Here is a 25,884-nt window from a genome sequence, read left to right as displayed (position 1 = left end):
GGCCGGTTCGACCCAACTCCCCCCTGATCAATGTCACTTGGAACGGGCCACCGGATTTCAAACGTCATTTTCCAGTCAATGTCCCAGGAGGCCGCATTCGCCCGTTGTGCGACATGTGGGGGTCGCGGTCCGGGAGGCGTGGCGCACCTCCCGGACCGGTCCGCCACCCGCGGGGATTGTGGTGGCGGAGCCCCCTGACCCGCCACTACCCCCCATAGCCGCACATGAGAGTCGCGGGCCAACCCACGCCACCATGGAACCCCTACCGCACGAACCGGCACAGAGCGCGCGGATGGGCGCACAGCCGCATACGCCGGTAGCACGCGCCACAAGCAGGAGTCGCCAGGCCGCATTCAGGGCAGGAATCTCGCCATCCGGGACAACAGCTCTTAACGGGCGGGATACGGCGAACTACGCTGGGTTCACCCGAGAAGCGATGTCCCGGCAGCTCGGGGTCCGGCGCATGCCCGGTGGCGGGTGGCGGCGGCCCTGGCACGCCTCCACAAGAGGCGCCGGGCCAGCCGTTGTTGTGCGTCGAGAGGGTGTGACAGGCGTGGCAGGCGTACGCGGCCCTCGCGCTTACGGCGAGAGGTGGTAGTGGTCATGACCAAAGAACCCCGAGGGCCCAACGAGAAACTCGGCACCCTTCTCGCCCTGGCCGGCATCAGCAACGCGGGACTCGCCCGCAGGGTCAACGACCTCGGCGCCCAGCGCGGTCTGACCCTGCGGTACGACAAGACCTCCGTCGCCCGCTGGGTCACCAAGGGCATGGTGCCGCAGGGCGCCGCCCCGCACCTCATCGCGGCGGCCATCGGCAGCAAGCTCGGCCGTCCCGTGCCGCTGCACGAGATCGGCCTCGCCGACGCCGACCCGGCGCCCGAGGTGGGCCTCGCCTTCCCCCGCGACGTCGGGGAGGCCGTCAAGTCCGCCACCGACCTGTGGAAGCTCGACCCCGGCCGCCGCGGGCCGGGCGGCGGCGGCATCTGGCAGAGCCTCGCCGGCTCCTTCGCGGTCAGCGCGTACGTCACGCCCGCCTCCCGCTGGCTGATAACCCCGGCCGACGCCCGCGTCGCCCGCGAGGACCCCGCCCCGGGCACGCACCACGTCGGCCACTCCGACGTCGCCAAGCTCCGCGAAGCCGCGGAGGACGCACGGCGCTGGGACTCCAAGTACGGCGGCGGAGACTGGCGTTCGGGCATGGTCCCCGAGTGCCTGCGGGTCGAGGCGGCCCCGCTGCTGCTCGGCTCGTACAGCGACGAGGTCGGACGCTCCCTCTTCGGGGCCACCGCCGAACTCACCAGGCTCGCCGGGTGGATGGCCTTCGACACCGGCCAGCAGGAGGCCGCCCAGCGGTACTACATCCAGGCCCTGCGGCTCGCCCGCGCCGCGGCCGACGTCCCCCTCGGCGGGTACGTCCTGGCGTCGATGTCCCTCCAGGCCACGTACCGCGGCTTCGCCGACGAAGGCGTGGACCTGGCCCAGGCCGCCCTCGAACGCAACCGCGGCCTCGCCACGGCCCGCACGATGTCCTTCTTCCACCTCGTCGAGGCCCGCGCCCACGCCAAGGCCGGCGAGAGCGCCGCCTGCGCCACGGCCCTGGCCGCCGCCGAGTCCTGGCTCGACCGCGCCCGCGACGGCGACGCCGACCCGCCCTGGCTCGGCTTCTACTCCTACGACCGGCTCGCCGCGGACGCCGCCGAGTGCTACCGCGACCTGCGCGTGCCCGGACAGGTGCGCCGCTTCACGGAGACGGCGCTCGCCCGGCCCACGGAGGAGTTCGTGCGGTCGCACGGGCTGCGGCTCGTCGTCTCGGCGGTGGCGGAGCTCGAGTCCGGCAACCTGGACGCGGCCTGCGCGGCCGGGGTCAAGGCGGTCGAGGTGGCCGGGCGGATCTCGTCGGCCCGGACGACGGAGTACGTGCGGGACCTTCTGCACCGGCTGGAGCCGTACGGGAACGAGCCGCGCGTCGCGGAGCTGCGGGAGCGGGCGCGGCCCCTCCTGGCGGCCCCCGCGTAGCCCTCCGGGGTGCGGGGGCCCCTTGCGGCCGCTTGTTGTGTGCGGGTTGTTTGCGCCTGCGGCGGGCATCCCCCGCCCTCCCCCAGCCTTCGGCCGGGGGGACCCCCATCCCGGATGGTCGGTGCGGGCCTGCGCGCGTGCGTGGTGGGCCGGGGGCGGGGCCTCCGGGGCTGGGCATTCTGTACCGCATATTTATGTGCATGACGGGCGGTCCAGGCAGGTGCCGTCTGTGCCGCACAACAAATACACGTCAGCGTCCAGAACGCCCACCCCTCCGACCCCACCCCCTCCGTATCGCTGGGCGACCAACGGCCGGTGGCGGGTGAGAAGGCGGTCCGGGGTTGCCGCAGGTGCCTTACTGGCCCCCTCCGGCCGTCATGCGCCCACACGACCGGAGGGGTGTGGCGGGGTGCTCCCCCTGGCCGAAGGCTGGGGGAGCCGAGCGGCGGACCTGGGCGCCGAATGATGTCGGGGTAAACCGCGAGCGCTCTGGGGGTCCCCCCGGCCGAAGGCTGGGGGAGGGCGGGCGGGGGATGCCCGCCGCAGGCGCGATCGACCCGCACCCAACGACCCGGCGCTAACAACAGGCCCCGCCGACAGGTTTGCACGCGGCCCGGACGGGCCAAGCCTTACGCGGGAGGTGACCGCGCGCATGGACACCGCGGACATCGTCGTCATCGGCGCCGGCATCGTCGGCCTGGCGACCGCGTACGCGATCACCCGTACCTCCCCCGGCACGTCGGTGCTGGTCCTGGACAAGGAGGACGGCCCCGCGCGCCACCAGACCGGCCACAACAGCGGCGTGATCCACAGCGGCGTCTACTACCGCCCGGGATCCCTCAAGGCCCGGTACGCGACGCAGGGCGCCGCGGAGATGGTGAAGTTCTGCGCCGGCAACGACATCCCGCACGAGGTGACGGGCAAGCTCATCGTCGCCACGGAGCGGGAGGAGCTGCCCCGGCTGCACGCCCTCGCCCAGCGGGGACGGCAGAACGACATCCCGGTACAGGAACTGGGCCCGGCACAGATCGCCGAGCGGGAGCCGCACGTACGCGGCCTCGCGGCGATCCACGTCGGCACGACGGGGGTCTGCGACTTCACCGCGGTCGCCGCGGCCATGGCCCGCCTCGCCACCGAAGGCGGCCGCGGCGAAGTCCGCATCGCGTACGGCAGGGAGGTCCGCGCCCTCCACCGCGACGGGCGCGGCGTGATCGTCGAGCCCCACAGCGGCCCGCCGGTCCGGGCCGGGGCACTCGTGAACTGCGCGGGCCTGTACTGCGACCGCGTCGCCCGCATGGCCGGGACCGCGAACGAGGACGTCGCGGGCGTGCGCATCGTGCCGTTCCGGGGCGAGTACCACGAGCTGCGCCCCGACCGCGCCGGCCTCGTCCGCGGCCTGGTCTACCCCGTACCGGACCCCGCCTTCCCCTTCCTCGGCGTGCACCTGACCCGCGGCGTCGACGGCTCCGTGCACGTCGGCCCGAACGCCGTCCCGGCACTCGCCCGCGAGGGCTACCGACGGCGCACGGTGCACCCGCGCGACCTCGTCGAGACGGCCGCGTTCCCCGGCACCTGGCGGATCGCCCGGCGCCACTGGCGGTACGAGGCCGGCGAGATCCGCCGCTCGCTGTCGAAGCGGGCCTTCGTGGAGTCCGTGCAGCGCCTGCTGCCCGAGGTGACCGCCGACGACCTGGTGCCCGCGGAGGCCGGGGTGCGGGCGCAGGCCGTGCTGCGCGACGGGACGCTCGTCGACGACTTCCTCATCGCGGGCGACGGGCCCTTCGTCCACGTGCTGAACGCCCCCTCACCCGCCGCGACGGCCTCGCTGCCGATCGGCCAGGAGATCGCCCGCCGGGCACTGGCGGTGCTGGGGCGTACGTAAAATCGACGCATCATGTCGAAGCCCCGCACCCCCCACTTCCCGGGCGGCCCCGCCTCCCATCCGCATCCGGACGCGCACACCGAGCAGCGCATCCGCACCTTCCACCCGCGTCGCGGCCGGGTCACCCACGGCCAGCGCGCGGCGCTGGAGCGGCGCTGGGCGGACTGGGGCGTCGACCTCGACGGCACGCCGCTGCACCTGGACAAACTCTTCGCCGACGCGGGCCTCGCCCCGGACCGCCCGGTGGTCCTGGAGATCGGCTTCGGCATGGGCGACGCCACCGCCGCGATGGCCGCCGCCGACCCCGGCACCGGCATCCTCGCCGCGGACGTGCACACCCCCGGCCAGGGCAACCTCGTCCACCTCGCCGAGCGCGAGGGCCTGCGCAACGTCCGGGTCGCCAACGGCGACGCCGTCGTCCTGCTGCGCGACATGCTCGCCCCGGAATCCCTGGCCGGCCTGCGGGTCTACTTCCCCGACCCGTGGCCCAAGGCCCGGCACCACAAGCGCCGCATGATCCAGCCGGAGTTCCTGTCCCTCGCCGTGTCGCGGCTGCGGCCCGGCGCCACCGTGCACTGCGCGACAGACTGGGAGCCGTACGCCGAGCAGATGCTCGAGGTGCTGACGGCGGAGCCCGGCCTGGTGAACGCCTACGCCACCACCAGCGGCTACGCCGAGCCGCGCCCGGCCTTCCGCCCGATGACCAAGTTCGAGCGCCAGGGGATCGCGAAGGGCCACGTCGTCCACGACCTGGTCTTCGAGCGCCGCTGATCGCTCAGCGGTGCGGTAATCCGCAACACCATCGCGCCGCGCGGCCGACGCGCCGTAAGGTCATCGGGTGTCCTCGTACTCGCATTCGCCCGACTCGCCCCTCCCGAGCCCGGCGGCCCAACCCGCCGTACCCGAGTATCCGGAACACCAGCAGCAACCGCAGTTCGCGCTGCCCGCACCCGGGCAGTGGCACTACAAGCCGCGCCGGCACTTCTGGGAGAACCGGACGTTCCGGCTGGTGGCGCTCTTCTCCGTGCTGGCGCTGTGCGGGGTGCTCATCCTGGCGCTGGTGCGCCGCCAGACCGGCACAGAGGGCTTCCTCGTCGGTCTCCTCCTGGCGGTCCTGCCGGTCCCGATCCTCGGCGGCGCCTTCCTCTGGCTTGACCGGGTGGAGCCGACCCCGCTGCGCAACGCGGTCTTCGCCTTCGCCTGGGGCGCGTGCGCCGCCACCCTGGTCGCCATCCTCGCCAACGAGTACGCGACGGAACTGCTCGCGACGACCTTCACGGCCAGCGACTCGCAGAGCGACATCTGGGGCGCCACCTTCGTCGCCCCCGTCGTGGAGGAGAGCGCCAAGGGCGCCGCCGTCCTGCTGCTCTTCCTCTTCCGCCGCCGCGACTTCACCGGGATCGTCGACGGCGTCGTCATAGCCGGGCTCACCGCCACCGGCTTCGCGTTCACCGAGAACATCCTCTACCTGGGCTCCGGCTTCGCCGAGGACCAGGCGTACGGGACCGACGGCGGCCTGGGCACGACCGCGGCGATGTTCGTCGTCCGGATCGTGATGACGCCCTTCGCGCACCCGCTGTTCACCTCGCTCACCGGCATCGGCTTCGCCATCGCCGCCACCTCCCGCCCCGGCCGGGCCCGCCGCTGGCTGGCCCCGCTCGGCGGCTGGCTGCTGGCGATGGTCCTGCACGGCACCTGGAACGGCTCCGCCTCGTTCAGCCCGCTCGGCTTCCTCGCCGTCTACGCGACGGTGATGATCCCGCTGTTCGGCCTGCTGGTCTGGCTCGCGATCTGGTCCCGCTCGAACGAGCTGAAGACAATCCGCACCCAGCTGCCGCTGTACGCGATGGCCGGCTGGCTCAGCCTTCCCGAGCCCGCCGCCATCGGCTCCATGAAGGGCCGCGGCCTCGCCCGCTCCGCCGCCCGCGCCGCGCAGGGCAAGGAGGCCGCCCGCACGGTGCGCGAGTACGTGTCCTTCGCGACCTCGCTCGCCTTCCTGCGCGCCCGCGCGAACCGCGGGGCCGCCGGCGCCGACTTCCAGGCCCGGGAGCAGGAGCTGCTCCACCACCTGTGGGAGCGCAAGGCCGTCGCCCAGCCCGCGCTCACCCATGCGGCCCACGCCATCCGGCCCGCCTTCCCGCCCGTGTACCCGTGGGCGGCGCCCCCTCCGGGGCCCCCGTACGGGCCCTATCCGCAGGTCCAGCCGTACGGGCAGTCATGGCCGCAGCCCCAGGCCTGGCCGCAGCCCCAGGCCTGGCCGCAGCAGCCCCCGCAGGCGGGGGCGTACCCGCAGCGGTGGGGCCCGCGCCACCCCCAGGTGCCGCCGCAGCAGGGGTGGTACCCGCAGGCCGCCCCCTACCGGGACCCCCGGGGCGGCCGCCACCGCTGACTCCGGTTGCCCGGCCCCGCGGCCGGGGATGCAATGGCCGGGTGAGCCCGCTGATACGACGTACGAGCCGCTCCGGCCGCCGTCCGTCCGGCCGCACCAGCTGGACGCGCACGGCAGTCGTCCTCATACCGACCCTCGCCGTCTCCACCGCCGTGGCCGTCGGTGCGGGCGCCGGGGTGGTGCCCGTCTCCCTCGCGATCTCACCGACCACGACCGCCCTGTCCGGCCAGAACATCCAGATCGCCGCGGACAGCCTGACCGGCACCGGCTTCACCCAGTACGTGACCATCGACCACACCGCCGAGGGCGACTTCCCCCAGGCCGTCTCCGCCATCGCCTCCGCCGAGCTGCGCAATCTCTGCCAGTCCGTGGTCGGCTCCGTCCCCGGCTTCGGCCAGGTCACCCTGCGGATCAGCGCGGGCGCCGGTGACAAGCCCGTCCACGCCGACCAGCTGATCGTCGACAGCGACGACCTCGCGGGCGACGCCGAGTTCCACGACATCCGGATCGGTGTGGACGCCTCGAAGACGGACACCGAGGGCAGGGCCAACGGCCCGGCCGGCGCCGTGGGGCAGCAGGCCGAGAGCGTCACCATCGACCACCTGCGGCAGACCACCAAGTCCGTGAGCGCGGCCACCTTCCGCCTGAACGGCCTGCACATGACGGTCAAGAAGGGCGCCGACCCCTGCTTCTGACCCGAATGGGCGAGTGCGTACGACCATCGGGGTGATTGCGTACCGCCACCGAGCGACCGATCAGACTGTCCCCCGGTTGACGGGATGTGCTGACCACCGAGCCCACCGGGTCACGGCCCGCCATGTCCCAGGCCGCCGTCGCCGCCTCCGGCCGCACCAGCTGGAAGCGGCTCGCCCTCGTCATGGTGCCGACCGTCGCGGCCGCGGGCGCCGTCGTCGCGAGCCTGGCCACCGGCGCGCTCGCCGCCTCGTTCGGGGTGTCCGCCAACTCCTTCACCGTCGCCGGAGAGAGCTTCCAGATCTCCTCCTCCCTCCTGGAGGGCGACGGATTCGTCCAGTTCGGCGTCCTCGACCGGGGCCGTGACGCGGTCTACCCGGAGGCGCTGTCCGCCGTCCGCCGGGCCACCCTGCACGACCTGTGCCAGTCCGTCGTCCAGCCGGTACCGGTCATCGGCCCGGTCACGCTGCGGCTGACCGCGGACCCGGCGAGCGCCGACCGCCTCGTCGCGGACGCCCACGACATCAAGGGCGACGCCGTCTTCGAGAACATCCACATCGGCCAGGACGCCTCGACGGTGGACCAGGTCCCCGGCGTCCGGGGGCCGGCCGGGGCCTTCGCGCAGCAGGCCACGACCATCCGCATCCGCGACCTGCGGCAGGAGAACCGGTCGGTCAGCGCAGCCACGTTCCGGCTGCCGGACCTGCACGTGCAGGTGCTGCGCGGCGACCACTCCTGCTTCTAGGAGACGCCGCCGTGACCCGCATGCTGAGCCGCGCCGGAGCCCTCCGTTCCCGCTTCCGCGCCTGGCGCCGCAGCCGTCCCTTCTGGGCCGGCGTATGGACCCTCCTCGCCGGGGTGGAGATCCTCTCCATCCCGCTCGCCCCGCTCTCGCTCATGATCCACGAGGGCATCGCCGGTGTCTCCGGCCTGCTCATGGGTGTCTTCCTGGTCATCCTGGGCCTCACCCTGTGGCTGGCCCCGCGCTACCGCGCCTTCGCCGGCATCGCGACCCTCGTCTTCTCCGTCGCCTCGCTGGTGCTGTCCAACTTCGGCGGTTTCCTGATCGGCTTCCTGCTGGGCGTCATCGGCGGGGCCATGGCCGTCAGCTGGGTGCCGGACGGCGACGACGGCCGCGGCAGGCGGTCCCGGCCGGTGCCCGACTGGGGCGGCGGGGGCGGCGCCACGGGGCCCGCGGCGGGCATGCCGCAGGGCGGCACCCCGGCGCGCACGCCTGACGGCACCCCGGCCCCGGCGGTCCCGCCGGCGGCCCCCGCGGGCGGTACGGAGCCGGCGCCGCCCACGGCATCGGGCGCGGGCTCGGGCTCCGGCTCCGGCTCCGGCACGGTCTCCGGCTCGGGTGATGACGCCGCGGGCGCGGACACGGCGGCGCTCCGCTCGGCCGTACGCACCCGGGCCGTACGCAACCGGGCCGTGCGGCTGCGGGCCATCGGCGCGCTCCCGGTCGGCGGGGCACTGCTCGCCGGGGGACTGCAGCCGATGGCGCCGATGGCCATGGCCCACGACGCCGGTGCGCCCAGGGGCGACGGCACCGCCCGGTCCGCCAAGGGCTACCGCAGCGCGGGCGAGGCCGTGTGCGACGTGCTGGACGGCCTCTACCACGCCCGCAACCCCACCGCGCACGGCACCGGAAGCGTCACGGGCAAGTCCAGGAACCGGGCCCCGGGCGGGCTCCACGCCGACGTCGAGGCGCAGGCCCCGCTCCCGGTCCGCGGCTCGCTCGACGTCTCGCCCGGCGGCACCCCGAAGGGTGCCGGCCCGGGCCCCGTACCGTCCCAGCGCGCGGCGCCGCAGCAGCCTTCGGGCGGGCTGCTGGGAGCGGTGGGCGACCTGCTGGGGCTGCGGGGCAAGCAGCCGTCCGCGCAGGCACCGGCGCCGCGGCGGCCGGGCGCCACCCCCTACGCACCGCCCGCACCCCGCGCGGGCGGGTCCACCCGGCGTACGCGGCCCGAGGTCCCCGCACCGTCAGCGGGCACCCCGCCCACCGGCCTCCTGTCCGGCAACAGGATCAGCCCCCCCGACTCGCTGCTGGACCTGGTCGTCCCCCGCCGCCCCTCCGACGGCGGCATGGACGAACCGCTCTCCCTGCTCCCCGCCCGCATCCGCCTGGGCACCCCCGACTCCCCCTGGTGCCTGCCGAAGGTCTCCCTGGAACTGTCCATCGGCGCGGCGGGCTACCGCGACCGCGTGACCACCGCCGAGCAGCCGTTCCGCGTACTCACCCCGCTGCTGGTCCTGACCGGGCTGACGTACCACGGCATCACCGCCGTCCCCACCCGCGCCGGCGCCGAACGCGTCCTGGTCTTCACCGCCTGGCGCGCCGACATCGCGAGCCTGCGCCAGACCGCGGGCCTGCTCTCCCCCGCCTGCGCCCGCCACCACGCCCGCGACTGGACGCCGCCCTTCCACGGCCTGCCCGGGATCGGCCTGCCGCTGCTGGACATCGGGCTGCCCGGCATCGGCCGCGTCTCCCCCGAGCCGCCGCCGTGGGCCCCCTGCCAGGGCGAACTCGAGTCGGACGCCCGGCCCGGGAGCACCACGACCGCCACCGGGCGTCCGGTCGTCCTGCTCACCCGGGTCCTCAGCGGCAACCTCCTCGGGCTGCTCCCGGTCACCTTCACCCCGGACATGCCGCCCCCGCTGCCGCCCGGGCTGACGATCCCCATCCCGCTGTTCTTCACGCAGGCCGTGGCTTACAACCAACTGCTGACCGCGCACCGGATCACGATCCCGGGCCTGCACCAGCAGGCGTCGGCGTCACTCCGCTGACTGGCACACGACGGCACTGGCCAGGAGCACGGCGGTCAGAGCGGTGACGACGAGGGCCCTACGGACAACGGACATGGCACACCTCAGTACAGCGGCGGACTGGTTCGAGCAGGCCATAACCTACCGCCACCGAGCCACCACTCAACGTGACGCCGCCGCGGGGAACCACCGCCAGGGCTACGAAGTCCGCTGACCCCGGACCTGGATCCCGGCGAGCAGCTCGCGCGTGGCCGCCGTCACGGCGTCCACCGCCTCCTCGAAGGCCTCCCGGTTGTGCGCCGCCGGCGCCCGGAACCCGGAGATCTTCCGCACGTACTGCAGGGCCGCGGCCCGGATGTCCTCTTCGCCGACCTCGGGCGTCATCGGCGGGCGCAGGGTCTTGATGCTTCGGCACATGGCTCCAGTGTGCCCGCGCCCACTGTCAGGCCCACCCCGCGCGCGGCCGCCGGCCCCACCACCAGCCGCCCGCACCGCCCGGCGCGGCCGCGTCCTCCACCGTCAGCTCCATGTACCGGCCGTCCACCTCCCCCAGCGACTCCCCGAACAACTCCGCCACCGGCCCCGGCAGCCCCCGCACCAGCCCCGCCACCCCGTCCCGGCACACCAGCTCCCCCCGCGCCGTCCCCTGCCCCGCCTCCAGCCTCCGCACCACCCGCTCCCACGCCTCCAAATGCCCCCGCGCCTCCCGCAGCACGCTCCCTTCCACCTCCCACAACGCCTCGTCCACCTCCCCGTACGGCGCCCTCCGCAACGCCTCCATCGCCTGCTCGAACCCATCCGTGACCGGCGTCTCGCTCTGCCTCATGGCCCCATGCTCCGCCCGCGCGGCGTGCCCGTCGCGCACTGCGCGCCACACGTGTCAGTCACTCCTGTTAGAGCCGGATGCCATCGGCGGCCCTCGGCCCTGGATGCTCGGCGGCCCTGCCGTAAACGTCGAAGACAAGGGCCTGGCGCCTCCAGCACGAACCGCCCGCAGACGTCTGGACCTACTCCGCCATCGCCGCAGGCTGACGGCCTAACTCCTGTTGCAGAACTGATGCTTTAAGGTTCCTGCACCACTCCCCCGAGCGACCTTCTGTCACCGGCACGCAACACCACGTATCGCCCGAATCGGATCCGCCGTTCCTGGTGCGTCACGACATCAAGAGCATCGGAGGAATCCTCATGGGCCGAGTCAACGCGGTGACGCGCTACGTGTCGCAGGCCGCCCTGGCGACATCCACGGCAGTCGCCACGGTGATCAGCTTCTCGACGCCCGCGTCGGCAAGTGCCGTGGGGTACGCAAAGGTGGTCGGCTTCTGCATGGATGCCAAGGGACAGGAGCTTTGCCTCCCCACCACCACGCTCGGCCACTTCGTGCGTGGGTCGGGCAGGAACGTGAACCGCCAGGAGGCATCCGTGCAAGACAGCTTCGGGATGGACAGCGCCGGCGGTAACTGGTGCAACTGGCGTATCGACTGGCGCTACTCGGACACGAATGGCCGTGTTTACCTCATCAGCAGGGGCGAAACGCACCGCAAGTGCACGCTCCACAGTTCGATCGGCCGTGTCGACACGACGCACCGCACGTTGAAGCACTACGGCAAGGCGTGTGCGGACTTCTTCGTCGCTGGCACCAAGCGCGCGTCGCAATGCCACTTCATCACCGAGTGACAGCCGGAGCGACCATGGCCTCTCAAATGCACCCCTCGCTGACATCCCGCGCGCTGCGCGTCCTCTTGGGCGCGGGAGTGAGCTATGCACTCGCAACTGGATTGGTCTTGCTCATCTTCGCCCTGCTTCCCCAAGACGCTCTGCGGTCCCTTCAGGAGTCGGGATTCTTCTGGACCGTCCTCGCCACCTCGGTCGTCATCTTCGCGGCCGGAGCGCTGGCCCTCCGAGGCCGCCGCGAGCGGTAAAACCGCGCCCATCCCACCGGCTGTCGCTAGCCGATTCACACCAGCCCCGTGAGCAACACCCGTGAATTCGTGACTTCGTACGCCCGTGTCGGGGACCGTGGGCGGGCGTTGAAGCACTGCGGAGGGGCCGGAGCATGGGCCCCCGGGTGTCGCGGCATCGTCGAGGAACAGGGCGGGATCCCCATGGGCAACAAGTCGCCGAACGTGCGGTCGGGCCGAATGGTGCGGTGGGTGCTGACGGCGGGGTTCAGCTACCTGGGGGCGATGTTCGTCGTGCTCGGATGCCTGTCGCTGCTGCCGAAGCGGACGCAGACCTCGCTGTCGGAGACCGCCGTGGGGTGGGCCGTGCTCGGGGTGAGCGTCGTGCTGTTCACGCTGTTCGCGGGGCGGAGCCGCGGGCGGTCCTGACCTCCTGGCCGGGACCCCTCAGGCCCGCATCCACTCCCGGGTGCCGAAGGTGGCGCACGTGCGGGAGGCGACGGTGGCCGCGAAGGCGAGGGCGGCGTCGAAGGCCGGCGGGGTGAGGCGGGTCGTGATGTGGGTGGCGAGGTGGTGGGCGAGGGCGCCGTGGAGGACGTCGCCCGCGCCGAGGGTGTCGACGACCGGGGTGACCGCGGGGACGGGGATCTGCCCGTCGGGCCGGAGGATGGGGGACGCGCCCCGGGTCACGGCGGTCCAGCGGACGCCGGCGTCGTGGAGGAAGGCGAGGGCCTCGGCCGGGGTGGTGGTGCCCGGGGGGTGGAAGTCGGCGGAGCAGACGGCGACGTCGACGTAGGGGAGCAGGGCGGGCGTGGCGGGCCGCCAGCTGCCCGCGTCCAGGAGGGTGGGGACTCCGGCGGCGCGGGCGAGGCGGGCGGCGGGGACGGCGAGGGCGGGGTGGTGGGCGTCGACGAGGACGACATCGGCGTCGCCGACCAGGACGGAGAGGTCTCCGGGCGGGGAGACGGAGGCCCCTGAGGCCGCGTTGGTGGAGGCGACGGCGCGGTCGCCGGTGGCGGCGGTGACCAGGATCGTGGAGACCGCCGGGGGTTCGGGGGAGTCCGCGGTGAGGTTGATGACGTCGACGCCGAGTGCCGCGAGGTCGGCGTCGATCGCGCCGGCGAGAGGGTGGCCGCCGAAGGCGGTGAGCAGGACGGCCTCGCCGCCGAGGTGGGCGAAGGTGGCGGCGGCGCCCGTGGCGGGGCCGCCGGCGGCGACGGTCTGGGTGCGGGCGGTGAGTTTCTCGTTCGGGGCCGGGACGTGGTCGACGAGCGTGATGACATCGAGAGTGCAGAGGCCTACGAAGAGTGCGCGCATGGGCGCATAGTGGCAGCAGGGGGCGTGCGTTTCGTGTCTTACGCGCCTCCTACGGGTGGGGGTGCACCATTTTTCCGCGAGACCCGACGCGCAGAGCGTCGACACCACTACGCTGAGTGCTCGCAATGGTGCGCGGGGAATGCCGTGAGCAGGAGGACCGCATGGGGAACGCGCGACCAGGTGGGGCGGGTCCGGCGGACGTCGAGGTGGTGCTGGCCAGGGCGCAGAACGCCTTCGACGTCGACGACCGCGTGCTGGGACGGCTGGCGACCGCGCTGATGGGCTGCACGGAGCTGGCGTCCTTCCGTCAGCGCAAGGGGCCGCCGCGCCGGCTGAGCCGCAGGACGTTGCGGCACACGTTCCTGCTGGCCGACGGCAGTACGCAGATGCTGTGGGAGATCGAGCACAACACCGGCCCCGGCGGCGACGAACCGCTGTACGAGGTGTACTCCGACCCGGACGCGCTGGCCGCCGCGCAGCACATGATCGACGCCCGCTTCGGCGAGCCCTCCCCGGAGGAGCTGGAGGCGGAGGCGGCGGACTGGCTGGCGCGGCTGCCGCAGCTGGCGATGGACCTGACGCCCGGGCCCCGGCAGTACTCGGAGGACCACTCCGCCGAGCACGCGTGGCGGGTGCTGCGGCGCGCCGAGAACACGGACGTGCCGGGCGAGGAGCTGCGCAGCCGGCTGGGTTCGGCGGTCGGCCACGACATCGCGTACGTCACCGGGCGGCACACCCGGATCGGCACCGGCCGGGTCGCCGGCTGGACGCTGTACGAGCACGCCTTCCTGCTGGAGACCGGCGAGGAGATCAGCCTCTGGGAGGTCGAGCACACGATGACCCCCGACGGGCGGCCGGTCTGCGAGGTGTACGCCGACGAGACGTCGGCCTGCGACTCCGCGGACGTACGGCTGGAAGGGCTCTGAGCGCGTGACGGCCGCGTTCGGGCCCGGCTCCGGCCGGGTTCCGGATTGCGGCCGGGTTCCGGATTGCGGCCGGGTTCCGGATTGCGGCCGGGGTGCAGCCGGAGGAAATTGGGGCGTAGGCGTGTCGGTGGGAGGCGGGAGGTTCCCATGCCGGTCCTGGCGGAGGTCGAGTTCCCCGGTGTGACGGCCCTGCAGTACGAGGAGGCGAACCACCGCGCGGGGTTCGGGCCCGAGCATCCGCCCGCCGGCCTGCTCTCTCATGCCGCCGTGATCACCAACGAGGGGCTGCGCCTGGTGAACGTCTGGCAGTCCGCCCAGGCGCTCGAGGCCTTCATGGAGATCATGATGCCCGCCGCCAAGGAGTCCGGTTTCCCGGAGCCGAGCGGGCCGCCGAGAATCTCGGAGCTCTACAACTTCGTCGTCCCGTAGACACGGACCGGCGGCCCTGGATGACGGGGGGTGTCACCAGGACCGCCGGAGTTCGTGTGGTCGTACAGGCCGTTCACGGCCGCCGCGAAGAGCCGCGGCCGCTCCCGGCCGGCCGCGTCAGACGGAGAGGCCCTTGCTGCGCAGCCAGCCCATCGGGCCGATCGGGTCGCCGCCGCCGGGGCGCACCTCGAGGTGCAGGTGCGGACCGGTGACGTTGCCCGTGGCGCCGACCCGGCCGATGGTGTCACCGGTGCTGACCTTGCCGGAGGTGACGATCATCGAGGAGAGGTGGCAGTACCAGAGCTCGGTGCCGTCGTCGAGGGTCAGGATGATGCGGTAGCCGTACGAACCGGCCCAGCCCGCCTCGGTGATGGTGCCGCCGTGGATGGCCTTGACCGGGGTGCCGGTCGGGGCGGCGAAGTCCTGGCCGGTGTGGGTGTTGGCCCACAGCGAGCTGGACTCGCCGAAGCCGGCGGTCAGCGAGTACGAGGAGACCGGCTTGACGAAGCTCTTGGCGAGTTCGGCCAGGCGCTCGGCCTCGATCTTCTTCGCGGCCTCCGCCGCGGCCTTCTTCTTGGCGGCGGCCTCGGCGCGGACCCGCTCCTGCGCGGCGGACTTGGCGGCCTTGGCCGAGGCCTCCTGCTGCGCGGCGTTCCTGGCGGCCCGGTCGGCGGCGTTCCGCTGCTGCTGGGCCTGGTCGAGGATGCGGTTGCGCAGCGCCTCACCCGCGTCGGACCGCAGGGCCTCGGCGACGGGCTTGGCCTCGGGGGCGCTGTCGTCGTCGACGAGCGCGCCGATGCCGGGCAGCTGCGACGCGTCGGGCAGATGGGGGAGGGAGACGGGGAGCGGGTTCTTGCCCTCGGCGGTGGCGACCCCTCCGACGCCCAGCACGGCCACGGCCGCGACCCCGAAGACCGCCGAACCGCGGCCCAGGGAACGCTGCTTGGCGACGCGGTGCCGGCCGCGCACGGTGCCCGCGGACTCCTCGGTGGGGTTCCACGGCTCGGCCTGCGGGCCCTCGACGGGCGCGCCCTCGACGTCCCGGGGGCCCCCGAACGCCTCGAAGGCCTCGATGTCCTCCCGCCGCGGGTGCGCGGCAGCGGCCTCGTACGCCTCGGGACCGGCAGCCTCGGGCTCCGCGACGCCGGCGTTCTGGGAGGCCGTCTCCGCGGCGGCGGCCGCGTCGAGCCAGCCGGCGGCCATGTTCCACTGGCCGGTGTCCCAGCCGTCGATGGCGTTCTTCGTCGGCGGTGCCTGCTCGGCTGCCGGGGGATTCCAGCCGGCGGCGATGTTCCACTCGGCGGTGTCCCACTCGGAGTACGCGGTTGCGGACCCCTGTTGCTGTCCGGGTATCAGGGCAGGCTCGTTCGACGCCACGCGGGCGCGCTCCTTTCCTTCCTTCTCGCCTACCGGGTTAGCTGACGGGTTCGGAGCAGGAAGGTCTCCTACGAGGACCGCGGACGGCCCCCGATTCACCCCAGGAAGTGGTTCCCCGGTTCCCGCGGACGGGATTCGGCAAGCGCACGGCGCCGCCCTGTCGGCGGCGGAATAACCGCGCTGCGTTATCGAACGTTAATAGAGGCGCCCGCCAATTCCAAGCCACTCAAGCGAGTTCATGACGGGAATCTATGGGGATGGACAGGGCATAAGCGGACATTGGGTCGTGACTGCCGTGACCTACGGGAAATGTGAGTGTGCATCAGTCGTTATGCGGAAGGGAGTGCCGCGCTCACGAGGAGTGACGGTCACCCCGGACCCCGGCCGCCGAGCGCACGCCCCAGACGGCCGCCCAGGCGCTCGGCCGACGCGTCGGCCGAGCGGTGCGCCGCGAGCATTCCGTGCACTTCACGCTGCAGGACCCGGGTGAACGTGACGTAGTGCGCGGTCGCCGGACGGGCCCTGGCGGCCTGCAGCGCGCACCACAGCAGGGTCGTGTAACCGGGGGTCGCCGCGGACGGCGAGGGCGAGGGCTCCGAGCCGCGGCCCGCGGGGCGGTCGTAGAACCAGGCGCGGGGTTCGTGAGGATCGTCACAGTTGACATCCCCGGCCCCGTATGCAGAGCGTCGCGCGGGGGCGAAACCGGCGCTGAGCAGGGCATGTTGGGCGCCGCGTCCGGTCAGGAAGCGAATCAGGTCCGCGGCGTCGCCGGGGCGGTCGCTGGTGGCCGCCACGCCCAGGCTCTGCCCGCCCAGGGCGGCGACGCCGGGGAGCCGGGCCACGCCGAAGCGGACGCCGGGGGCGAGGGCGGCGTCGAGCCGGTTGTAGGCGTAGGGCCAGTTGCGCATCAGCACGCTCTGCCCCTCGGTGAACTGGGCGAGGGTCACCGACTCGTCGGCCTCCAGGGACTCCGGGTTGAGGTTGTTGGCGGCGCCCAGCCGTCCGAGCTCGTCCAGGCCCTCGCGCAGCCCGTCCTCGGTGCCGATGTAGCGGCCGTCGCCGTCGACGAGTTCGACGCCCGCGGTCCAGAAGGTCTCCAGGGTGTTGACGGTCAGGCCCTCGTACGCGCGCAGTTGGGTGGTGTAGGCGGCGTGGCCGAGCGGGCGGACGTCGGCGAGCAGGTCGCCGATCTTGGCGTAGCCGCGCAGGTCCGCAGGGCGGCGGCCGGCCTTGGCGAGGTCGTCGGTGCGGTAGTAGAGCAGGCCGACGTCGGTGTTGAAGGGCACCGCGTACGTGCGGCCCTTCCAGCGGCCGGCGTCCGCGGCCTGGCGCAGGAAGTCCCCGTCGACGAGGGCGGGGTCGAGCGGACGCAGCAGCCCGCTGTCGGCGAACTCGGCGATCCAGCTGATGTCGAGGTTGACCACGTCGTACGCGGCGGTGCCGGACTGGAAGGCGCCGATCAGCTCGCTGCGCTGCTCGTCGGAGGCGGAGGGGAGCTCGACGAGCCGGGCCGGCCGGTCCGGGTTGCGCCGGTTCCACTGGTCGATCAGGGCGCGGCGGACGCCGGGTTGCCCGCCGGCGGTGAGGTCGGCGTCGCTGGCGACGATCAGCGGCCGGGAGCGGTCGGGTTCCGGGGCCGGGGCCGTGGTGGGGCCCCCGCAGGCCGCGATGGCCGGCGCGAGCAGCACGAGCAGCACGCCGAGGGCGCGGCGCCGGCGGCGGCCGGGGCGCGGGGGCCGGAGGGCGCCGCCCGCGCCTGCGGGGCCCGTGGCTGTCATGACCCTCCCGAGGTGAGGCGGGTGATGGTCTCCGCGACCCGGTTCGGCAGGTCCTGCGTGGCCGCGAGGCAGGCGCCGCCGCCCTCCGTCACCGCCTTGTTGAAGCGCAGCGAGCAGCCGTAGCTCTCCAGGGAGACCACGAGCACGGGGACGTCCACGTCCGGCGGCTCCTCGCGGGCGCTGTCCTCGTCGTCGGTGATGAGGACGATCAGGGCGCCGGGGGAATCGGCGAGGGCGCGGGACCACCGGCGCAGGGCGGTGGCCACGGGGGCGTCCCGCTCGACCGGTGCCAGCGCGCGGATCGCCGCGTCCCGCGCGGCCGCGTCGTTCGGCCCGATCGGCAGGAGGGTGCGGCCGGGAACCGCGGCGATGCCGTACCGGTAGCCGGAGGCGCGGGCCAGGACGGAGCGCACGGCGGGGACGTTGGCGCCGGAGTAGGAGGAGCTGGAGACGTCGACGGCGAAGAGGACGTCGCGCCGGGCACCGCCGGCCCCGCCGTGGTCCCGCAGTGCGGCCTCGATGTCCCCGCGGGTGGCCGGTTCACCGCCCGCCGGGGGGTCGGCGACGAAGACGGCGCTGTCCAACGGGGTGTCGCCGGCCGCGTCCGTCCCGCTGACGTCCGTACGGAAGCCCTGCGCGGCCAGCGCCCGCTGCCCCGGCCCGGAACCGAGCCATCCGGCGAGCCGGCGCACCGCCTCGGCCCGGTCGGCGCGGTCCGCGCGGCCGGTCTCCCAGGCCACCGGTACGAGGGTGAGGTCGAGGGGCGGGACGTCGGCGGGGTAGTAGGCGGTGTACGGGTCGGACTGGTTGCCCAGGCAGGGGGGACGGGACTCCAGGGCGGGGGTGACGAGGCCGGCCAGGGTGGACTCGGCGGTGAGCAGGGCCTGCTGGGTGCCGCGCCGTTCGACCAGCCATGTGCGGGCGGAGCAGGCCAGGGCCCGGTCGTCCGCCGGGGGCACGGCGTCGGTGGTGACCCGGGTGCCGGGCCTCAGGTGCAGCAGCTGGTCCAGGGCGGCGTCCGAGGAGTGCGGTTCCGCGCTGCGGACGACCACGTCCTGCGCGTGGGCGGCGTCGACCAGTTGCTGCGCGGTGCTGCCGGTACGCCCGACGCCCTCCAGCGAGGTGGTCGCGGCGACGACGGCCGGGGAGTGCGCGAGGGTGACCGGCCGGCCGAGGCCGACGACGCTCTCCGGGCGCCGGGTCTCGGCCGCGACCTGGGTGAGGGCGGTGCCGGCCGCCGGTATCCACACGTCCGGGTGCGGCCCCACGTCCCGCAGCGGCAACGCGCAGTCCCCGCCGTCCTCGCAGGCGCGTTCCGGTTCGGCCCAGGCGGCGGAGGCGCGGAAGGCGGCGATGGTGCGGTCGGCCGGCGCCGCGTAGACGGTGGTGTTGATCTGGCCGCAGCCCTCGGGCCGGCCGCCGAGCGAGGCGGTCGTGCCGGTGGCTTCGCTGTCCTGGAAGGCGTCCAGTACGGAGGTCAGCGCGGCGCGCGTCTCCGGCGAGGTGAGCACCCGCAGTTCGAGCGGGGCGGGGCACAGCGGTGCGGGGCGGTGCGCCCATGTCCAGCCGGTGCCGCCGCCCGCGAGCAGCGCCAGGGCGGTGCCGACGCCGACGGCCCGGTGCCAGAGCGGCTGGTGGGGGCCCGCCGTCCAGGTCCAGGTGAAACCGGCGTACTGGGCGAGCCGGCGCAGCGGCGCCAGCCCGCGGGCCCCGCGGGCGGGGCGCGGGGTGAGCCGGGCCTGGGACAGGACGGTGTCGCCGGCGCTGTTGCTGGAGCGCTCGGTCGGGAACCAGGGGTCGTAGTCCACACGCTCGTCGAGCGTGGCGGCGTACTCGCCGGCCAGTTCGTGCAGCCGGACCCCGAGCCGCTGCACGGTGACCGGGTCGTACGGGTCGGTGCCCTCGCTCAGCACCCGGACCAGGGCCCCGGTGAAGGGAGTCGGGTCGATGCCGTCGCCCTTGTGGATGCGCGAGCCGACCGCCGAGGAGGTGATCAGGGAGAACGGCCGCTCGGGCAGCGGCACCAGGCCGGCGTTGCCGGAGTAGCAGCAGTCCAGGACGAGGACGACGCGCTCGGCGCGCGAGGAGGCGAGCAGTCTCAGCAGGTCGCGGTACGGGATGCCGTCGAGACGGGCGCCGTCCTTGGTGGACTCCCGGGTCATCAGGTAGAGCTCGGGTTCACCGGTGCCCAGGTCGACGTAGCCGTGCCCGGTGAAGTGGACCAGCAGCAGGTCCTGGGCCTGGGCGGCGGCGGTGCCGATCAGCCGCAGCGCGCGGTCGCGGGTGCGCGGCTCGGTGAGGGTCTCCACGGTGCGCGGGATGAACCGGCCGAGGTTGCCGGCGACGAGTGCGGCGCGCAGCCGCGCCACGTTGGCCCGGGCGGAGGGGATGTTGGAGAAGTCGCGGGCGTGTTCGTACTGGGACACCCCGATCAGGACCGCCCGCGACCGGGACGCGAACGGTTCGTACGGCATGCCCGCCGGACCTCCCCAGGGTGGTCTTCCTCCGGATCTAGTTCTCCAGCGTCTGGCGGATACGGGCCGCCATCGCCTCCAGCTCGCCTCGGGTCAGGGCGTCCCTGCCGGTGAGGACGCACTCCACGTCGCCGGCGCGGACGGTGACGCTGAGCGAGTCGCCGGGCTGGTTGCGCAGGTGGTTGCGCAGGGCGCGGAGCAGCGTGAGCGCGGTGGCCTGCAGGGTCTCCTGGAGGATCATCAGCAGCAGGTCGTAGGCGACGCCCATGCTCTCGTCGGCGGGCCGCTCCCTGCGGACGACCAGCGGCGCCAGCTCCTCGTCGGCCCGCAGCCAGACCTCCAGTCTGCGCAGGTCCTCCGCCGCGTCCTTGCCGCCCTCCAGCTCGATGGTCACGTAGGTGTCCATGACGCCTCCCCTCATTCCCAGCCTACGCTGACGTATCGTCATTCACACGCCTTGTGCGGGGAGTTGTGTGTACCGGGCAGGAAGTCGCGGCGAGGTACGGACCGCGGTGGATGCCCGAGTACCCCCGGTACGAGGGATTCGCCCGATCTTGGAGGCCGCGAGGAAGCCCGGCAGGGCACTGGCCGACGGCTGAGCGGAGAAGACGGACGAGTCCACGGGCCGGGAGGCGCCCGAGGAACGGCCGGCGGCACCCCCTACGGGGTCAAGCCGACCTACCCGACGCCGGCGCGCGACGGCGCCCGCGCGGGCCTCCGGGGTGTGTCGCCGGCCGGGCCGCCCGGGTCTTCGTACGCGACGGCACCGGACGGCCGGGCCGCCACGCGCCGACGGCCCCCGCGGGCGCTGCGCGGCGGGGGCTGCGGGTGCTGCCGCCGGCGGAGTTCGCACGGCCGGCCGGGCCCCGGGCGAACGTGACCGCGGAGCCGCCGGGACCGGGCGCCGCCGGGCCGCGTCACGCGGAACCGCCGCGCCTGGAACCGCCGCGCGGGCCGGTCGGCCCCGCGGGGCGCCCGGCCGCTTCCGGGGAGCGGACGGAACGACCGGACCGCCCGGCGGAGAGCCTTCCGTCCGGGTGGCCGCCGGCCCGTCCGGGCGTGCCGGGCCGCCTCATGATCGGCCGCCCATACTGGAACACATGGAGCACAACGCCGAGCTCAGGGACTTCCTGCGGGCCCGCAGGAACCGGCTGAGCCCGCAGGACGCCGGCATCACCGTCAGCGGTGCGCCGCGCCGTGTGCCGGGGTTGCGGCGGGAGGAACTGGCGCGGCTGGCCGGGGTGAGCACCGATTACTACACCCGTTTGGAGCAGGGCAGGCACCTGAATGTCTCGGAGGCGGTGCTGGACGCCGTCGCCCGGGCCCTGCGGCTGGACGCGGCCGAGCGCGCCTGCCTCTTCGAGCTGGCGCGGCACCGTACGCCGCCCCGCCGCAGGCCGGTGCGGCCGCAGCGGGTGCGCCCGGAGGTCCACCGCGTGCTGGACCTGCTGGCCGACCTCACCCCGGTCTTCGTCATCGGCCGCCGCACCGACGTACTGGCAGCGAACCGGCTGGCCCGCACGCTGCTCACCGACTTCGACACGCTGCCGCACCGCGACCGCAACCTCGCCCGCTTCATGTTCCTCGACGACGCGGCCCGCGACCTGCACCGGGAGTGGGACAAGCACGCCGCCGAGACGGTCGCCGCCCTGCGGCTGGACGCATCACGCCACCCCGACGACCCCGGTCTGACCGAGCTGGTCGGCGAACTGACCATCAAGAGCGCCGAGTTCCGCGCCTGGTGGGCCGACCACAACGTGCGGCAGCGGTCGCACGGGGTGAAGCTCTACCACCACCCCGTCGTCGGCGACCTGACGCTGTCGTACGAGCACGTGCTCTTCCCCGGCGACAGCGACCAGCTCGTGTGCATCCACACCGCCGAGCCCGGCTCCACCTCCGAGGCGGCCCTGCAGCTGCTGGCCGCGTGGACCGGCTCCGACACACCCGCCAGCGGGTTCCCCGACCCGGAGCCCGACCCCCGGTGACGCCGCGAGGGAGGCACCGGCGTCGCGCCGGTGCCGCCCTCGGCGGGGGTGCGTCAGCAGCCGTCCGGCTTGATGCGGACGATCTGCGGGTCGTGGTCGCTCGCCTGGTCGGCGAACTCCGCGTTGATGTGCACCACGTCGTAGTCGAAGCGGCGCAGCGCCGGGCTGAGCAGGATGTGGTCCAGCGACTGCGAGTTGCCCTCGTAGACGTAGGTGTAGCGCTCCGACTTCGGCAGCGTGGTCAGCAGGTCCTTCAGCACGCCGCCCGAGGTGAGGGTGGACACCGTGCCGGAGAACTCGTAGTCGTTGAGGTCGCCGAGGACCACGACGTTGGCGTCCCGGTCGGCCGCCAGCAGCGACTTCACGAAGGTGTTGACCTCGGTGGCCTGCAGCTTCCGCTGGGTCTCGGAGCTGCGCACCGGCTGCTGGTTGACGCTGTGCAGCGGCTGGTCGCCGCCCTTGGAGTTGAAGTGGTTGGCGATGACGAAGACCGGCTTGCCGTGGAAGCGGAACTCGCCGACCAGCGGCTTGCGGCTGGCCTTCCACGCCTCGCTGCCCGGGTTGATCCTGCCCGGGGAGACCGACAGCTCGGCGCCCTTGCGGGTCTTGACCGCCTTGACCGCGGTGGTGGCGTCGCCGCCGGCGCGGTCGGTGAACTGCACGCGGTGCGGGTTGAAGAGGAAGACCTGGCGGATGTTGCCGCCGGGCTCACCGCCGTCGGTGCCGTCCGTGGGGTCGACCGCACGCCAGCTGTAGCGGGGGCCGCCGGCCGCGACGATCGCGTCGGTGAACTTCCGCAGGGTCTGATCGGCGGCGACGGTGCCGTCGTCGGTGGCGCCGTTGTTGTCCTGGATCTCCTCCAGGGCCACGACGTCGGGCGAGGAGAGGTGGGTGACGACACCGTCGGCGAGCCGCGAGAACTTGTCGGCGGGGTCGGTGGGGTCGAGGTTCTCCACGTTGTACGTGGCGACCGCGAGCTCACCGCCCTTCTGCTTGCGGGTCACCTCGCGCTCCAGGCCCTTGTCGACCAACGTGCCCAGCTGCGTGGCCTGGAGGCTGTAGCCGCCGAAGCCGTCGTAGTCGATCGCGCCGGTGGTGGTGCCCGCCAGCCGGTCGCCGACGTCGGCGACCGGGACGTCCGCGCCCGCGCCGATCGACATGACCTTGATACGGCCGGTGTTGGGCCGGTCGTACGAGCCGTACACCGTGCCGCCGCGGCGGGTGGGGTTCTCGTCCGGCTTCACCGTCACCCAGACCTCGTGGTACTGGGTGGTGCCGCCGACGACGCGGGCGTCGGAGAACCGCGCCAGCTCGCCCTCGTGGGCCTCGTAGAAGTCCAGCGCGTAGCGGGCCGGGTCGAGCGGCAGGCCCTCGATGCTGCCGCCGGCGGCGTCCGGCGCGTACGCGGCCGGGACGGTGGCCGCGTCCAGCGTGACGGGGGCGGGCAGGGCGTTGCCCGCCGAGAGCACGGCGGTGGTCGGGCCGGTGACCTCGGTGACCGACTGGCTGCCGGTGCCCGGGTAGTACTCGGAGACCTTGCCGGTCACCAGCACCTTGTCGCCGACCGCGACGGTGGGCGTGACGGAGCCGGTGTAGACGAACACGCCCTCGCTGGTGCGGGCGTCGGCGTCGGCCTCCGGATCCTGGATCCAGTAGCCCTTGGAGCCCGTGGTGCGGACGCCGGTGACGATGCCGGGGACCCGGGTGACGGTCTGGCCCTTGAGCGGGGAGACCCGGGTGGTGCCCTGGATGTCGTGGATCCGGGTGGTGCCGGGCTCGGTCGGCTCGGGGTCGGGCGTCGGGTCCGTCGTGCCGCCGCCCGGGGTCTGCCCGGCGGCGTTGACCGGGGTCGGCGCGCCGGCGGTGAGATCGGCGGCGTTGTCGTCGGTGTCGGCCAGGGACGCGCCGCGGGCGACGGAGGCGGTGTTGCTCGCGCCGGTCGCGGGGCCGCTGCCCTCGCGCACGACCGCGGTGCCGAAGCCGACGAGGTCGACCACGCGCGGGTCGGCGGTGCAGTCGGCGGCGGTGATGCAGGTCAGCGGGGTGGTGCCGTTGACCAGGGCGATGGTGCCGCTGGTGCCGCTCATCGCGATCGAGCCGCCGGCGTCGGCGGCCGGCAGGGGCGTCGTGCCGCCGGTGCCGGCGGACTCCGACACGAGGTAGCGGCCGCCGGGGGCGATCGCCCCGGTCAGCGCGGTCGCCTGCCACTTGGAGGAGGCGGACGGCGAACCGGGCAGGTACTGCACGCTGTAGCCGGACAGGTCGTACGCGGCCGAGCCGGCGTTGGCGAGCTCCACGAAGTCGTTGGTCAGCGTCGCGCCGGAGTTGCCACCGCCGCCGTACACCTCGGCGACGACCGCCTCGCTGGAGGGGGTCGCGTGGGCGGCGGGCAGCCCGGTCAGAACGACGGACGCGGCGATTCCGGTCGATATGAGCGCGAGCGCCGCGGCGCGGTTGCGGTGTCGGCTCGGTCTGGCGATCGGCACGAGGGTTTCTCCTATCGGGGTCCAACAGCCCGTCGACGACGGGCAGCGCACGGCGGACCGGCTCAAGTTACGCGCGTAGAACCAGACATGACAAGGGCGCCGGGGTTAATTCTGCGAGTCCGTCCGGGCGCACACCGCGACACCGGGGCCACCGGTGAGCCCCCCGGTGCGCAGGCGCCACCGTTCGGGCGACCCCCCGATGGGTCACCCGGCGCGCCGGGACCGGCGGGGATTGCCACATTGATGACGTCCCGTCAGTACCGGTCGCCCACCTCACCCCCGCGGAGCCCGACGTGCGCCCACCCCCCGGACGGCCCGGCCGCCGTCACCGGCACGCCCTCGCCACCGCCCTGCTGGCGGCCGCCGGCGTCCTGCTCGGCCCGGCCCCGGGCATCGCCGCACCGGCGGCCCCCGTCGCCGGATGCGCCCCGGTCGCCTACGCCGGCACCGGCACGCCCGGACGCGGCGGCGACGGTGCCGCCGCCACCGCGGCCACGCTGCACGACCCGGCCGGGCTCGCCACCGACACCGCGGGCCGCCTCTACATCGCGGACTCCGCCAACCGCGCCGTCCGCCGCGTCACCCCGGGCGCGGCGGGCGCCGCGCCCGTCATCACGACCTTCGCCACCACCGACTTCGCCCCGTACGGCCTCGCGGTCGGCCCGGACGGCACGGTCTACGTCTCCGGCGAGGGCAAGGCCGTCTCCGTACGCCCCGACGGCCACAGCACCAAGACGCTGCTCACCGAGGCCGGACGCCACGACGCCGTCGCCGTCGCCGGGGACCGCTCCGTGTACGTCTCGGGCGGCACGGGCGGCGGCCTGCGGCGGATCCCACCCGGCGGCAAGGCCCCGGTCCGCCACTTCCCCGGCGCGACCGTGGGCGCCCTCGCCGCCGACGGGGCCGGCAACGTCTACGCCGTCGTCGACGGCCGCGTCCGGCGCATCGACCACGACGGCCGGGCCACCCCCGTGCCCGGCGCCGCCCGGCTCACCAGGGGCGACGTCCGCGGCCTCGCGGTCACGGAGGACGGTTCCCTCTTCTACCCGTCCCCGCGCGCCCGCACCTCCGGGACCGCCCCGCTGAACCGCCCCTGGGGCACCGCCCTGGCCCCCGGCGGACGGCTCTACGTCTCCGACCACGCCGCCCACCGCGTCTACGTCGTCGCCCGGCCCGTCCTCGTACCGGGGCGACTGCGCGTCACGTCCGGCCCGCACGGCCACGCCACCGGCGACGTCCTCAAGGGCGTCACCGGGAAGGGGACGACCGTCACCGCCCACAGCGAACCCGTGCGGGGCGTCCTCGTCCAGCAGGCCAACGGCCTCTTCTCCTACACCCCGCGCGAGAACTTCTCCGGCACCGACGCGTTCACCGCCACCATCACCGACGCCTGCCGGAACGCGACGACCCGCACCGTCCTGGTGCGGGTCGTCGCCAAACCCCTGCCGCGCGCCGGGTGACGCGC

Annotated in this window: 22 protein-coding genes and 1 riboswitch; of the genes, 14 read left to right on the top strand and 8 right to left on the bottom strand. The window is 74.0% G+C overall.

The window, feature by feature from the left end; genetic code table 11:
* Window positions 1–603: 603 nt before the first annotated feature.
* From OIE69_RS22095 to OIE69_RS22065, 7 genes are all read left to right on the top strand, one after another.
* On the top strand, window positions 604–2,016 hold the full coding sequence (locus tag OIE69_RS22095; RefSeq protein ID WP_018558441.1) for a hypothetical protein: 1,413 nt from the start codon (window positions 604–606) through the stop codon (window positions 2,014–2,016).
* Between the two features lie 652 nt (window positions 2,017–2,668).
* A complete protein-coding gene (lhgO, locus tag OIE69_RS22090) occupies window positions 2,669–3,898 on the top strand; it encodes an L-2-hydroxyglutarate oxidase (RefSeq protein WP_326574818.1) in 1,230 nt (409 codons plus the stop codon).
* 12 nt (window positions 3,899–3,910) lie between these two features.
* On the top strand, window positions 3,911–4,669 hold the full coding sequence (gene trmB, locus OIE69_RS22085; RefSeq protein ID WP_326574816.1) for a tRNA (guanosine(46)-N7)-methyltransferase TrmB: 759 nt from the start codon (window positions 3,911–3,913) through the stop codon (window positions 4,667–4,669).
* 67 nt (window positions 4,670–4,736) lie between these two features.
* Window positions 4,737–6,287 (top strand): PrsW family intramembrane metalloprotease, encoded by a 1,551-nt coding sequence (locus tag OIE69_RS22080; RefSeq protein ID WP_326574814.1) that lies wholly within the window; start codon window positions 4,737–4,739, stop codon window positions 6,285–6,287.
* 41 nt (window positions 6,288–6,328) lie between these two features.
* On the top strand, window positions 6,329–6,982 hold the full coding sequence (locus OIE69_RS22075) for a DUF6230 family protein (RefSeq protein ID WP_326574812.1): 654 nt from the start codon (window positions 6,329–6,331) through the stop codon (window positions 6,980–6,982).
* A gap of 86 nt (window positions 6,983–7,068) precedes the next feature.
* A complete protein-coding gene (locus OIE69_RS22070; protein ID WP_326574810.1) occupies window positions 7,069–7,725 on the top strand; it encodes a DUF6230 family protein in 657 nt (218 codons plus the stop codon).
* A gap of 20 nt (window positions 7,726–7,745) precedes the next feature.
* Entirely contained in the window at window positions 7,746–9,770 is a 2,025-nt protein-coding gene (locus tag OIE69_RS22065; RefSeq protein ID WP_326581336.1) for a DUF6114 domain-containing protein, read from the top strand.
* Between the two features lie 177 nt (window positions 9,771–9,947).
* Here OIE69_RS22065 and OIE69_RS22060 read toward each other — a convergent pair whose 3' ends face one another.
* Entirely contained in the window at window positions 9,948–10,166 is a 219-nt protein-coding gene (locus OIE69_RS22060) for a DUF2277 domain-containing protein (protein ID WP_089222599.1), read from the bottom strand.
* A 25-nt stretch (window positions 10,167–10,191) separates the two neighbouring features.
* Complete coding sequence (locus OIE69_RS22055) at window positions 10,192–10,575, bottom strand: hypothetical protein (RefSeq protein ID WP_326574807.1); 384 nt, start codon at window positions 10,573–10,575, stop codon at window positions 10,192–10,194.
* 359 nt (window positions 10,576–10,934) lie between these two features.
* On the opposite strand from OIE69_RS22055, the gene OIE69_RS22050 reads away from it, so the two are divergent.
* The 3 genes from OIE69_RS22050 to OIE69_RS22040 all read left to right on the top strand — a co-directional run bounded on the left by OIE69_RS22050 (window position 10,935) and on the right by OIE69_RS22040 (window position 12,076).
* Window positions 10,935–11,423, top strand: coding sequence for a hypothetical protein (locus OIE69_RS22050; RefSeq protein WP_326574805.1), 489 nt, complete (start codon window positions 10,935–10,937; stop codon window positions 11,421–11,423).
* A 107-nt stretch (window positions 11,424–11,530) separates the two neighbouring features.
* On the top strand, window positions 11,531–11,668 hold the full coding sequence (locus OIE69_RS22045) for a hypothetical protein (protein WP_326574803.1): 138 nt from the start codon (window positions 11,531–11,533) through the stop codon (window positions 11,666–11,668).
* A gap of 183 nt (window positions 11,669–11,851) precedes the next feature.
* A complete protein-coding gene (locus OIE69_RS22040) occupies window positions 11,852–12,076 on the top strand; it encodes a hypothetical protein (RefSeq protein WP_326574801.1) in 225 nt (74 codons plus the stop codon).
* Window positions 12,077–12,094: 18 nt separating this feature from the next.
* Here OIE69_RS22040 and OIE69_RS22035 read toward each other — a convergent pair whose 3' ends face one another.
* Complete coding sequence (locus OIE69_RS22035) at window positions 12,095–12,964, bottom strand: PfkB family carbohydrate kinase (RefSeq protein ID WP_326574799.1); 870 nt, start codon at window positions 12,962–12,964, stop codon at window positions 12,095–12,097.
* A 161-nt stretch (window positions 12,965–13,125) separates the two neighbouring features.
* Here OIE69_RS22035 and OIE69_RS22030 point away from each other — a divergent pair, with 161 nt between their 5' ends.
* A complete protein-coding gene (locus tag OIE69_RS22030; protein ID WP_326574797.1) occupies window positions 13,126–13,890 on the top strand; it encodes a DUF6227 family protein in 765 nt (254 codons plus the stop codon).
* A 147-nt stretch (window positions 13,891–14,037) separates the two neighbouring features.
* Window positions 14,038–14,319, top strand: coding sequence for a hypothetical protein (locus tag OIE69_RS22025; protein WP_089222611.1), 282 nt, complete (start codon window positions 14,038–14,040; stop codon window positions 14,317–14,319).
* Window positions 14,320–14,436: 117 nt separating this feature from the next.
* Here the strand turns inward: OIE69_RS22025 and OIE69_RS22020 are convergent, their stop codons facing one another.
* The 4 genes from OIE69_RS22020 to OIE69_RS22005 form a co-directional block, all read right to left on the bottom strand.
* Complete coding sequence (locus tag OIE69_RS22020) at window positions 14,437–15,696, bottom strand: M23 family metallopeptidase (RefSeq protein ID WP_326574794.1); 1,260 nt, start codon at window positions 15,694–15,696, stop codon at window positions 14,437–14,439.
* Window positions 15,697–15,707: 11 nt separating this feature from the next.
* Window positions 15,708–15,847: riboswitch (cyclic di-AMP (ydaO/yuaA leader) on the bottom strand.
* A gap of 217 nt (window positions 15,848–16,064) precedes the next feature.
* On the bottom strand, window positions 16,065–17,474 hold the full coding sequence (locus OIE69_RS22015; RefSeq protein WP_326574792.1) for an extracellular solute-binding protein: 1,410 nt from the start codon (window positions 17,472–17,474) through the stop codon (window positions 16,065–16,067).
* Complete coding sequence (locus OIE69_RS22010) at window positions 17,471–19,948, bottom strand: caspase, EACC1-associated type (RefSeq protein WP_326574790.1); 2,478 nt, start codon at window positions 19,946–19,948, stop codon at window positions 17,471–17,473. Before OIE69_RS22010 ends, OIE69_RS22015 begins: the two co-directional genes overlap by 4 nt.
* A gap of 37 nt (window positions 19,949–19,985) precedes the next feature.
* The gene (locus tag OIE69_RS22005) at window positions 19,986–20,354 is read right to left on the bottom strand and encodes an effector-associated constant component EACC1 (RefSeq protein ID WP_018558425.1); all 369 of its coding nucleotides are present in this window, start codon (window positions 20,352–20,354) and stop codon (window positions 19,986–19,988) included.
* Between the two features lie 694 nt (window positions 20,355–21,048).
* Between OIE69_RS22005 and OIE69_RS22000 the strand changes: the two genes are divergently transcribed.
* Window positions 21,049–21,933: a helix-turn-helix transcriptional regulator gene (locus OIE69_RS22000; protein ID WP_326574788.1), complete on the top strand. Its 885-nt coding sequence runs from the start codon at window positions 21,049–21,051 to the stop codon at window positions 21,931–21,933.
* Between the two features lie 53 nt (window positions 21,934–21,986).
* On the opposite strand, the gene OIE69_RS21995 is transcribed toward OIE69_RS22000, so the two are convergent.
* Window positions 21,987–24,365, bottom strand: coding sequence for an endonuclease/exonuclease/phosphatase family protein (locus tag OIE69_RS21995; RefSeq protein ID WP_392567669.1), 2,379 nt, complete (start codon window positions 24,363–24,365; stop codon window positions 21,987–21,989).
* A gap of 347 nt (window positions 24,366–24,712) precedes the next feature.
* Here OIE69_RS21995 and OIE69_RS21990 point away from each other — a divergent pair, with 347 nt between their 5' ends.
* On the top strand, window positions 24,713–25,879 hold the full coding sequence (locus OIE69_RS21990) for an Ig-like domain-containing protein (RefSeq protein ID WP_326574784.1): 1,167 nt from the start codon (window positions 24,713–24,715) through the stop codon (window positions 25,877–25,879).
* Window positions 25,880–25,884 lie beyond the last annotated feature (5 nt).

The organism is Actinacidiphila glaucinigra, assembly GCF_035918135.1.
GTDB classification, from domain to species: Bacteria; Actinomycetota; Actinomycetes; order Streptomycetales; family Streptomycetaceae; genus Actinacidiphila; species Actinacidiphila glaucinigra.
This window is presented reverse-complemented; position numbering and strand designations above follow the sequence as displayed.

What these genes read in the sequence shown, in the direction of transcription:
- OIE69_RS22005 (WP_018558425.1), bottom strand. Translation starts at nt 20,354, where the DNA reads ATGGACACCTACGTGACCATCGAGCTGGAGGGCGGCAAGGACGCGGCG.
- OIE69_RS22025 (WP_089222611.1), top strand. Translation starts at nt 14,038, where the DNA reads ATGCCGGTCCTGGCGGAGGTCGAGTTCCCCGGTGTGACGGCCCTGCAG.
- OIE69_RS22095 (WP_018558441.1), top strand. Translation starts at nt 604, where the DNA reads ATGACCAAAGAACCCCGAGGGCCCAACGAGAAACTCGGCACCCTTCTC.
- OIE69_RS22000 (WP_326574788.1), top strand. Translation starts at nt 21,049, where the DNA reads ATGGAGCACAACGCCGAGCTCAGGGACTTCCTGCGGGCCCGCAGGAAC.
- trmB (WP_326574816.1), top strand. Translation starts at nt 3,911, where the DNA reads ATGTCGAAGCCCCGCACCCCCCACTTCCCGGGCGGCCCCGCCTCCCAT.
- OIE69_RS22035 (WP_326574799.1), bottom strand. Translation starts at nt 12,964, where the DNA reads ATGCGCGCACTCTTCGTAGGCCTCTGCACTCTCGATGTCATCACGCTC.
- lhgO (WP_326574818.1), top strand. Translation starts at nt 2,669, where the DNA reads ATGGACACCGCGGACATCGTCGTCATCGGCGCCGGCATCGTCGGCCTG.
- OIE69_RS22015 (WP_326574792.1), bottom strand. Translation starts at nt 17,474, where the DNA reads ATGACAGCCACGGGCCCCGCAGGCGCGGGCGGCGCCCTCCGGCCCCCG.
- OIE69_RS22010 (WP_326574790.1), bottom strand. Translation starts at nt 19,948, where the DNA reads ATGCCGTACGAACCGTTCGCGTCCCGGTCGCGGGCGGTCCTGATCGGG.
- OIE69_RS22065 (WP_326581336.1), top strand. Translation starts at nt 7,746, where the DNA reads ATGCTGAGCCGCGCCGGAGCCCTCCGTTCCCGCTTCCGCGCCTGGCGC.
- OIE69_RS22055 (WP_326574807.1), bottom strand. Translation starts at nt 10,575, where the DNA reads ATGAGGCAGAGCGAGACGCCGGTCACGGATGGGTTCGAGCAGGCGATG.
- OIE69_RS22060 (WP_089222599.1), bottom strand. Translation starts at nt 10,166, where the DNA reads ATGTGCCGAAGCATCAAGACCCTGCGCCCGCCGATGACGCCCGAGGTC.
- OIE69_RS22030 (WP_326574797.1), top strand. Translation starts at nt 13,126, where the DNA reads ATGGGGAACGCGCGACCAGGTGGGGCGGGTCCGGCGGACGTCGAGGTG.
- OIE69_RS22040 (WP_326574801.1), top strand. Translation starts at nt 11,852, where the DNA reads ATGGGCAACAAGTCGCCGAACGTGCGGTCGGGCCGAATGGTGCGGTGG.
- OIE69_RS22050 (WP_326574805.1), top strand. Translation starts at nt 10,935, where the DNA reads ATGGGCCGAGTCAACGCGGTGACGCGCTACGTGTCGCAGGCCGCCCTG.